The sequence below is a fragment of the Roseovarius sp. genome (genome assembly GCF_018066915.1).
GTDB lineage: Bacteria > Pseudomonadota > Alphaproteobacteria > Rhodobacterales > Rhodobacteraceae > Roseovarius.
The window spans coordinates 1-7,474 of record NZ_JAGPVV010000242.1 but is presented as its reverse complement, the minus strand read 5'-3'; the positions used below and the strand labels follow the sequence as shown (position 1 = coordinate 7,474).

Sequence of the window (7,474 nt, the reverse complement as noted above, 5' to 3'; positions counted from 1 at the left end):
TGCACACGCTCGAATTCTGCGTCCGCATTTGTCGTGGCGCGCAACTCGGTCAGCGTGGCATAGCCGCCCGCCGCGCGGTAGGCGTCAAATCCTTCGTAATCCGGCACATGGGCATGGGTATCCCCCGCCGCCACCGCCGCCAGAACGCTCTCGGGCGTGGCGTGGTCGATATGGTGATGGCCCAGTTCCACCACAGGCGCGGTGTCGCACCGCCCCATGCAGGGCGCGCGCAGGATGCGGACTTGCCCCGGATCAACGCCCTCTTCCAGCGCGGATTTCAGCGCCTGCGCACCCGCAAGCTCGCAACTCAGCGAATCGCACACCCGGATCGTGAGGGCGGGCGGCGGTGTCTCGCCTTCGCGCACCACATCGAAATGCGCGTAAAAGCTGGCAACCTCATAGACTTCGGCCTGCGACAGCCGCATTTCCTCGGCCAAGGCCCGCAGATGCGCCGCCGACAGATGGCCGAATTTGTCCTGAATAAGGTGCAAATACTCGATCAAGAGGTCGCGCCGCCGCGGTCCCTCGCCCAAGAGTGCCTGAACCTCGGCCCAAACACCATCTTCGAGCGGACGCCCCTTGGTCGTGCGGCGGCCCTTGCCTTTGCCGGATTTCCAGACGCCTTTGCGATCATCCAATGCCATTGCGATCATCCTCTTTCCCTGTTGCGCCCGAAACTAGCGGGCCGGGCTGGGGGCAGAGCCCTCAAAAACGACATTTGCACCACCATTCGCGTTGATCGGCGCATGAAATGCGGCGGGGTGCGGCAAGGAAACCCTGTGCGCGGCCCCTGCCCCGGATTAGACTGCGGCAAAACCGGGAACCGCTGATGCCGCTCTTTTCATTCGCCGCCAGTCTGCCGCTGATCCTCACTGCCTGCGCCGCGCTCTGGGGTGGGGTCTGGGGCTGGCTGGCCGTGGGCACGATCACGGTGCTGGTGTTCACGCTCGACAGGCTGATAACGCCAGGCGGCAATCGCGATCCAGAGGCCGAATTTCCCGCCGCCGACTGGCTCTTGGTGGGGCTGGGCTTGGGGCATGTCGCGGTGCTGGCGCTGGCGATCTGGGCGGTTTCGGGCCAGAACGATCTTACCACGCTCGACCGCGCCCTCGTGGCCCTCGCGGCCGGGCTCACCTCCGGCCAGATTTCGCATCCCGTGGCGCATGAACTCATCCACCGCAGCGCCCGCACCAAACGACGCCTTGGGCGGCTCATCTATACCTCGCTGCTCTTTGGCCATCACGCCAGCGCACATCTGCGGGTGCATCATGTGCATGTCGCAAGCCGCGATGATCCCAGCAGCGCGCGTCCCGGCGAAGGGTTCTATCGCTATCTGCTGCGCGCTTGGCCGGGGGCGTTCCGCGCGGGGTTCATCGCCGAATCGCGCCTGCAGGGCGACCGCCCGCTCTGGCAACACCCCTATGTGGCCTATCTTGGCGGCGCTCTGGCCCTCGTCCTTGTCACCGCCGCCCAACTCGGCGCCTCTGGTGTGGCCGCACTTTTCTTTATCGCGGGCTATGCGCAGATCCAGATCCTCCTGTCCGACTATGTGCAACACTACGGCCTGCACCGCGCCCGCACCCCCGAGGGCCGTCTGGAGCCGGTCGGCCCGCAGCATTCCTGGAACGCACCGCATGTGATGTCGGCGGCGATGACGCTCAATGCACCGCGTCATTCAGATCACCATGTGACACCGCACCGCCCCTATCCGGCGCTGCAACTCGACCGCGCCACCATGCCGACCCTGCCACAGTCTCTGCCGGTGATGGCGGTGCTGGCGCTGGTGCCGCCGCTCTGGCGACGCGTCATGGACCGCCGCGCCGCGCGCTGGCGCGAATCCTCTGGCGGCGCGGCAGCCGATCTGGCAGGCTAATGCCATGCGTGCCCTGATCCTGTCCTGCCTCGTTGCTTTTGTCGCGGCCCCGGCCCTGGCGCAGATGTCGGCAGAGGAATTCGATGCCTATACCCGCGGTCAGACCTTTTATTATGGCGCAGGCGGCGCGCCCTATGGTGGCGAGGAATATCTGCCCGACCGCCGCGTGCGCTGGTCCTTTCTCGATGGCGAGTGTCAGGACGGGCATTGGTATGAAGAGCGCGGGCTCATCTGCTTTGTCTATGACAACCGCCCCGACCCGCAATGCTGGAGCTTTGAGCGCACCGAGCAAGGGCTGATTGCACGCTTTGCCGGGGAACAGAGCCTCTCGGAACTCTACGAGGTGCGCCGTTCCGAGGCGCCGCTGATGTGCCTCGGGCCAAAAATCGGCGTGTGATCCCCGGCTTCTTCTTGGAAAAAATACTCATTCCCCGCTCCCCCCTGCGCCGGGGTTTGAAATCTTCCCCCTAGCAAGCCGGACCCCCATCGCCTAAGTTCATGGCAGGCGTATGGAAACCGGCAATGGGGGCACCATGAGTGATACGGGACTTCAGAAACTGGCGTTCCTGCTATTGGTGGCGCTGATCCTCTTTGTCGCGGCCACGGGGGGCGTGTGATGGCGCAGCGGTTTGGCGGCAAATATAGCCCCGACGGTGCGGACAAGGGCGACCCAAGCCCGGACCGGGGCGGCTTTCGCGGCGCGCGGCGCACGCGGGCGGGCGGGCGCGTCAACCTCCTCTTCTTTGCACCTTTGCCACTGGCGGCGCGGGCCTTTGCCTCGGGTCCGGTGGAACTGGCGTTCAACCTTGGGGCCCTCGGCGCGCTGCTTTTGGCCGCATGGCTCACGCGCGAGGGGATTCTGGCGCAAGAGGCCTATGAGGCGCGCAAGATCGCGCGCCGCCCGGCCATCCCGCGCAAGATCTTTGCCTCCGTGCTCACCGGCATTGGCCTTGGACTGGCGGGCTATGCCAGCGGCGGCGGGCTTCTGGAGCCTCTCATCTATGCCACCCTCGGCGCGGTTCTGCACAGCTTTGCCTTTGGTCTTGATCCGCTCAAGGACAAGGGGATGGAGGGCGTCGACAGCTTTCAGAGCGACCGGGTGGCGCGCGTGGTCGATCAGGCCGAGGATTATCTGCGCGCCATGACCGACGCGCTCACGCGTGCGGGCGACCGGCAGGCGGAAACCCGGCTTGAACGCTTCCAGATCATCGTGCGTGACATGCTGCGCACGGTCGAGGATGACCCCCGCGATCTGACGGCGGCGCGCAAGTATCTGGGCGTCTACCTGATGGGTGCACGCGATGCGACGGTCAAGTTCGCCGATCTGCACGCCCGCGCCCCCAACCCCGCCGCGCGCGACAAATACCTCGCGCTCTTGGGCGACCTCGAACAGAATTTCACCGCCAAGACCCGCGCGCTGATGCAGGACAGCACCACCGATCTCGATATCGAGATCGACGTGTTGCGTGACCGGCTCGAACGCGAGGGCGTTCACCTTGAAACCAGAGATTTAGCGTAAAAGGACCGACCCATGTCAGAGACCACCCGCCAAAAGGCCGAAGCCGTGCTGAAGGATGTCGAGGCCGTCAGCCGCGCGGTTCTGCCCGTGCCCTCAGAGGCCAATGCCATCGTGACGCTCGATCAGGCCGACGCGCCACAAAGCGCCGAGATCACCCGCCGCATGGCCGAAATCGACATGGGCGATACGCAATCCATCGTCTCTTTCGGCTCTGCCGCGCAGGCCGAATTGCAGGAAATCTCCCAAGCCATGCTGCAAGGCGTGCGCAACAAGGATGTGGGGCCGGCAGGCGATAGCCTGCGCGGGATCGTGACCACGATCCGCGGCTTTGCGGTGTCCGAGCTTGACGTGCGGCGCGAGCGGTCTTGGTGGGAGAAACTGCTTGGCCGGGCTGCACCCTTTGCCAAGTTCACCGCCCGTTTCGAGCAGGTGCAGGGCCAGATCGACAAGATCACCGATGACCTTCTGGCGCATGAGCACACGCTCTTGAAAGACATCAAGTCGCTCGACATGCTCTACGAGAAAACGCTGGCCTTCTACGACGAACTCGCCCTCTACATCGCGGCGGGCGAGGCCAAGCTCAAGGAACTGGACAGCACCGTCATCCCCGCAGCCGAAGCCGCCGTTCAGGCCGCCCCTGAGAATGATCAGGTGATGAAGGCGCAGGAACTGCGCGATCTGCGCGCCGCGCGCGATGATCTCGAACGCCGGGTGCATGATCTCAAGCTCACCCGTCAAGTGACGATGCAATCCCTGCCCTCGATCCGGCTCGTGCAGGAGAACGACAAGAGCCTTGTGACCAAGATCAACTCGACCCTCGTCAACACCGTGCCGCTCTGGGAAACCCAACTGGCACAGGCCGTCACGATCCAACGCTCGGCCGAGGCCGCCGCCGCCGTGCGCGATGCCAATGACCTCACCAACGAGCTCTTGACCGCCAATGCCAAGAACCTGCGCGAAAGCAACAAGGTCATCCGTCAGGAAATGGAGCGCGGCGTGTTCGACATCGAGGCCGTGAAACAAGCCAATGCCGACCTCATCGGCACCATTCAGGAGAGCCTGCAAATCGCCGACGAGGGCAAGGCCAAACGCGCCCGCGCCGAAGAAGACCTGAAAAAGATGGAGGCCGATTTGCGCGACACGCTGGCCTCGGCCAAGGCGCGGCGCGATGGGGTGGGCGACACCGCAGGCACCGCCGTGCCCAAGGGCTAAGCGCGGCATGCGGGCCCATGGGCTGAGATGGGGCATTTTGGGGCTGGCGCTGACGGCGCTGGCCGCTTGCGATATGCCTGCACCGCCCGCCACCTCGGCGCGCCCAACTGAGCGCCCCATCGCCCCCCCGCCCGCGCCCTCCGGCCCCTCGGCCAATAGCTTGGCCTTGGCCAGCTATTACCAGCGGGTCGAATCCGATCTGCTCAGTCGCGGCCTCTTGCGCCGCGACGGGGGCGGGCCGGACACGCCCTATACCGACACCGACCTTCTGCGCAATTTCGAGCGCATCGCGTTCTATGACGAATATCAGCAGGGTGCCGGCTATCGCCCATCCTCGGGGCGGGCCGGGGGCCTGCGCAAATGGGTGGGGCCGGTGCGCATCAACACTGAATTCGGCGCCTCTGTCCCCGAGGAGCAGCGCGCCGAGGATCGCCGTCTGGTCACCGACTATGCCGCGCGGCTGGCAGATGTCACCCGCCATCCGATCAGCACGGGCGGAGGGGCGGCCAATTTTCACGTCCTCTTCATGGGCGAGGATGACCGCGACACCATGCTGGCGCGCATCCGTCAGCTCGCCCCCGAGGCCGGGCCGAACACCATCGCCATTTTCCGCGACATGCCGCGCACCATCCATTGCCTTGTGGTGGCCTTTTCGGGCCAAGGCGAGGATCACGTCTATCGCCGCGCGATTGCCCTCATCCGGGCCGAACACCCGCCCCTCATGCGGCAATCCTGCGTGCACGAGGAACTGGCGCAGGGGCTTGGCCTTGCCGATGACACCCCCGCCGCGCGCCCCTCGATCTTCAACGACGATGACGAGTTCGCCTTCCTCACCACCCATGACGAAGAGCTGCTCTCACTGCTCTATCACCCCGATCTCAAACCCGGCATGACCCCCGACCAAGCCCGCCCCATCCTGCGCCGCCTGCTGGATGCCCGGGCGGGCGGCCCGGTGTGATCCCCGATTATCCGATTACAGGAGTATCCCGATGCCCATCTTCGATTTCCTCTCCGGCCAGTTCATCGACGTCATCCACTGGACCGACGACACCCGCGACACGATGGTCTGGCGGTTCGAGCGCGAAGGCCACGAGATCAAATACGGCGCGAAACTCACCGTGCGTGAGGGGCAGGCGGCGGTCTTTGTCCACGAAGGGCAATTGGCCGATGTCTTCACCCCCGGTCTCTACATGCTCGAGACCAACAACATGCCGATCCTGACCTCGCTCAATCATTGGGATCACGGCTTCAAATCGCCCTTCAAATCCGAGATCTATTTCGTCTCGACGACGCGGTTCAACGATCTGAAATGGGGCACCAAGAACCCGATCATGCTGCGCGATCCGGAATTCGGCCCGACCCGCATCCGGGCCTTTGGCACCTATACGGTGCGGGTGGCGGATGCCGCGAAATTCCTGAGCGAGATCGTCGGCACCGATGGTGAATTCACCATGGACGAGATCAGCTTTCAGATCCGCAACATCATCGTTCAGGCCTTCAGCCGGATCATCGCCGGAAGCGGTATCCCGGTGCTCGACATGGCCGCCAACACCGCCGATCTGGGAAAACTGGTCGCGGGCGAGATTTCAACCGTGGTGGCCGACTACGGCCTCAGCATCCCCGAGTTTTACATCGAGAATATCTCGCTCCCGCCCGAGGTCGAGGCCGCGCTCGACAAACGCACCTCGATGGGGATTGCGGGCGATCTGGGCCGGTTCACGCAATATTCTGCCGCAGAGGCGATGACCGCCGCCGCCAAGAACCCGAGCGGTGGGGCGGGCATTGGTGCCGGGTTGGGCATGGGAATGGGCATGGCCATGGCGCAGCAGATGGCGGATCAGGGGCCTTGGGGCGCACGCCCAGCCCCCGCCCCGCAGAGCCCACCACCACCGCCTGTCGAGCATGTCTGGCACATCGCCGAAAACGGTCAGACCCATGGCCCCTATTCCAAAGCCTCCTTGGGGCGCATGGTGACGGACGGCAAACTGACCCGTGACAGCCATGTCTGGACCGCTGGCCAAGACGGCTGGAAACGGGCCGAGGATGTGGCGGAACTGGCCACGCTCTTTACCGTGATGCCACCGCCGCCGCCGGGTGCGTAACCCATGCGCCGGACCCTGACGATCACGCTGCACTGGCTGAACCTGATGCTGCTGCTCTTCGTCTTGGGCGATGGCGGGGCGACGGTCTGGCTGTCGCTGGCCTATGCCGCGTCGGCCCTTGGCATGTGCGCGCTGGCGCTGGCCCTTGGCCTGATGAACGGTCCGGGGCCCAAACTGACCGGGGCCGTGCGCGCGCTGCATCCGTGGTTGCACCGCGCCCTCTACCTGCTCTTGGCATGGGGGGCGGTGGCGCTGGCGGCCGAGACGCTCGGTCATGCCTTGCCCGGCCCCGAGGCGCGCAAACTGCTTTTGGCGCTGCTGGCGGCCTCTGCGCTGCACGCCACCTTCAACCTCTGGCGACACACGGCGCTCGGGGACGGCGCGTTGCGCCGCATCACCCCACGCGCCGTGCATCATATCCTGTGAGCCAAATGCAAAATACCCCGCCCCCCGCACCTGTCACGACCGAAACCCAGCACCGTTTTCCCTGTGTCAGTTGCGGTGCCGATTACCGCTATGATCCGGGCGCAAATCATCTGATCTGCGATCATTGCGGCGATATTCATGCCATCGTGGCGGGGGGGGCGTGGAAAGGCGGGATCAAGGAGCTGGATTTTGAGCGCGCGCTGCGCGATCAACTCCCCGCGCAAGAGATGGAAGAGGTCCGCAGCACCACCTGCACAAGCTGCGGCGCGCAGGTGGAACTGGGCAGCGATACCCATGCCGCCGAATGTCCGTTCTGCGCCTCGCCGGTCGTGACCGACACCG

General features: G+C 65.0%; 8 protein-coding genes and 1 pseudogene. 8 read left to right on the top strand and 1 reads right to left on the bottom strand.

The window, feature by feature from the left end:
• The coding region (locus tag KBT70_RS13495) for an NAD(P)H-dependent oxidoreductase subunit E (RefSeq protein WP_296634487.1) at positions 1-644 on the bottom strand (644 nt) is incomplete at its 3' end.
• A 185-nt stretch (positions 645-829) separates the two neighbouring features.
• On the opposite strand from KBT70_RS13495, the gene KBT70_RS13490 reads away from it, so the two are divergent.
• The 8 genes and pseudogenes from KBT70_RS13490 to KBT70_RS13455 all read left to right on the top strand — a co-directional run.
• Entirely contained in the window at positions 830-1,873 is a 1,044-nt protein-coding gene (locus KBT70_RS13490; RefSeq protein WP_296634483.1) for an alkane 1-monooxygenase, read from the top strand.
• A gap of 4 nt (positions 1,874-1,877) precedes the next feature.
• Positions 1,878-2,270 carry a hypothetical protein gene (locus KBT70_RS13485; protein ID WP_296634475.1) on the top strand — a complete coding sequence of 131 codons (393 nt, stop codon included), beginning with the start codon at positions 1,878-1,880 and terminating at the stop codon, positions 2,268-2,270.
• Positions 2,271-2,489: 219 nt separating this feature from the next.
• Positions 2,490-3,392, top strand: a complete 903-nt coding sequence (locus tag KBT70_RS13480) for a 5-bromo-4-chloroindolyl phosphate hydrolysis family protein (RefSeq protein WP_296634471.1) — start codon at positions 2,490-2,492, stop codon at positions 3,390-3,392.
• Positions 3,393-3,404: 12 nt separating this feature from the next.
• Entirely contained in the window at positions 3,405-4,604 is a 1,200-nt protein-coding gene (locus KBT70_RS13475) for a toxic anion resistance protein (protein ID WP_296634467.1), read from the top strand.
• Between the two features lie 7 nt (positions 4,605-4,611).
• Entirely contained in the window at positions 4,612-5,562 is a 951-nt protein-coding gene (locus KBT70_RS13470) for a DUF2927 domain-containing protein (RefSeq protein WP_296634465.1), read from the top strand.
• Between the two features lie 31 nt (positions 5,563-5,593).
• On the top strand, positions 5,594-6,706 hold the full coding sequence (locus tag KBT70_RS13465; RefSeq protein ID WP_296634462.1) for an SPFH domain-containing protein: 1,113 nt from the start codon (positions 5,594-5,596) through the stop codon (positions 6,704-6,706).
• A 3-nt stretch (positions 6,707-6,709) separates the two neighbouring features.
• A complete protein-coding gene (locus KBT70_RS13460) occupies positions 6,710-7,132 on the top strand; it encodes a hypothetical protein (protein ID WP_296634458.1) in 423 nt (140 codons plus the stop codon).
• A 5-nt stretch (positions 7,133-7,137) separates the two neighbouring features.
• Positions 7,138-7,474, top strand: a pseudogene (locus tag KBT70_RS13455) (primosomal protein N' (replication factor Y) - superfamily II helicase); the annotation flags it as partial.

Bases quoted from the DNA above. Each gene is read 5' to 3' on its own strand.
- KBT70_RS13490 (WP_296634483.1), top strand. From the start codon at position 830: ATGCCGCTCTTTTCATTCGCCGCCAGTCTGCCGCTGATCCTCACTGCC.
- KBT70_RS13485 (WP_296634475.1), top strand. From the start codon at position 1,878: ATGCGTGCCCTGATCCTGTCCTGCCTCGTTGCTTTTGTCGCGGCCCCG.
- KBT70_RS13480 (WP_296634471.1), top strand. From the start codon at position 2,490: ATGGCGCAGCGGTTTGGCGGCAAATATAGCCCCGACGGTGCGGACAAG.
- KBT70_RS13475 (WP_296634467.1), top strand. From the start codon at position 3,405: ATGTCAGAGACCACCCGCCAAAAGGCCGAAGCCGTGCTGAAGGATGTC.
- KBT70_RS13470 (WP_296634465.1), top strand. From the start codon at position 4,612: ATGCGGGCCCATGGGCTGAGATGGGGCATTTTGGGGCTGGCGCTGACG.
- KBT70_RS13465 (WP_296634462.1), top strand. From the start codon at position 5,594: ATGCCCATCTTCGATTTCCTCTCCGGCCAGTTCATCGACGTCATCCAC.
- KBT70_RS13460 (WP_296634458.1), top strand. From the start codon at position 6,710: ATGCGCCGGACCCTGACGATCACGCTGCACTGGCTGAACCTGATGCTG.